2 protein-coding genes and 1 pseudogene are annotated in these 1,305 nt (G+C 46.6%); 1 reads left to right on the top strand and 2 read right to left on the bottom strand.

Translation table 11 applies throughout. The features are described from left to right. On the top strand, positions 1 to 386 hold a 386-nt coding region (locus A3729_RS01070; RefSeq protein WP_156497558.1), incomplete at its 5' end, for a methylated-DNA--[protein]-cysteine S-methyltransferase. On the opposite strand, the gene A3729_RS01065 is transcribed toward A3729_RS01070, so the two are convergent. Together A3729_RS01065 and A3729_RS01060 are read right to left on the bottom strand one after the other, a co-directional pair. After that, positions 369 to 1,088, bottom strand: coding sequence for an SGNH/GDSL hydrolase family protein (locus A3729_RS01065; protein WP_068513558.1), 720 nt, complete (start codon positions 1,086 to 1,088; stop codon positions 369 to 371). The two genes, A3729_RS01070 and A3729_RS01065, sit on opposite strands and share 18 nt — an antisense overlap. Positions 1,089 to 1,109: 21 nt before the next feature. Continuing rightward, positions 1,110 to 1,305: pseudogene (locus A3729_RS01060) on the bottom strand (response regulator); the annotation flags it as partial.

Genomic DNA, 1,305 nt, shown 5'->3' with positions numbered 1-1,305 from the left:
GGCCACATGCTGAACTAAAGCAAAACCAAGCGAGCACATTAACTACCCTAAAACGTATTTTCGACTCTGGACCAGCAAACGAGAACAAGTTGAACTTGCTCTGCAAAGGAACGCCTTTCCAACTGTTGGTATGGGAGGCCTTACTGAAGATTCCTGAAGGCGAGTTGCGCTCTTATCAACAGGTTGCTGAGCAAATCAATCAACCAAATACTACCAGAGCCGTCGCTTCAGCCATTGCGAAGAACAATATTGCCTATTTGATTCCCTGTCACCGGGTCATTAGAAGTACGGGGGAGATTAATCAATATCGCTGGGGAGCAGAACGCAAAAAAGCGATGATCAGCCTGGAATGCTGCTCGACGATACCTTCAACGCTGGGGCAATAAACAACGCTCTTTAAAGTGCTCAAGTAAAGCTTCTGACCATAAGCGGTAAGCCTGCGCACTGGGATGGAAGCCATCACTGGCAAAGAACTCTTTTTGCATAGGAAACTGAACACTAACAAAAGCTAAAGCCTCATCTAGTGCTGCCTGTTCGTTCAAAGCACTATTCATTGCACGAGAACGACGCCCCAAAAACCAGCGAAGTGGCTGAGGTAGAGCCGGAAATTCATGCATGGGAGGTACACTGCTCAAGAAGATATGACGCGCTTGAAACTTGTCTTGAAGCAGCAGTTTTAACTCTCTTTGCTGCTCTAGCCAGTGTTTCAGTCGTGTCCCGCCGGTTATATCATTGACACCTAAGGAAGTAATGACAACATCGGTTTTAAAAGCCTCAAGCGCATGTAGGCGCTCTAGCATCTCAGATGTCTTCAAGCCTGTTTCGGCTAAAAGGCGCCACTCGATAGCGCGGTACTGCGACAGTTTCGACACCAGCTGCCCTAAAAGCGCATCGTTCTGACTATCAACGCCAACACCTGCAGCAGCTGAGTCACCTAGAATTAAGATGCGCAAAGGCTCCCCGTTACCTAAAATACCTTCACGGCTACCTTCAGGCTCAGGAAGTTTAGGCGTCACTTTTTTAGTATAGATTCCCTGCGGAACGAGAATAGGTGACAAAGCCAGGGTGAGAAGAGCATCATCGATCATAATGGCAAGAATTGCTAAGACTTAGGCAATATCCAACAGCTTTTCTATGGCTGGTTTGAAGCGCTGAGGACTCAAGGGCTTTAGAATCCAACCAGTTATACCGGTATCTTTACCTACTTTTTTCAGCCTAGGGTCTGACTCAGTTGTTAGCATCAAAATAGGCGTTTCTTTGTAAGACTCCATATTCCTCAATGCAATGGCTAAATCAATTCCCTTC

The organism is Oleiphilus sp. HI0043 (genome assembly GCF_001634935.1).
The sequence above is the reverse complement of the archived record's forward strand: the minus strand, read 5'-3'. Positions and strand labels throughout refer to the sequence as shown.

Bases quoted from the DNA above. Each gene is read 5' to 3' on its own strand.
- A3729_RS01065 (WP_068513558.1), bottom strand. From the start codon at position 1,088: ATGATCGATGATGCTCTTCTCACCCTGGCTTTGTCACCTATTCTCGTT.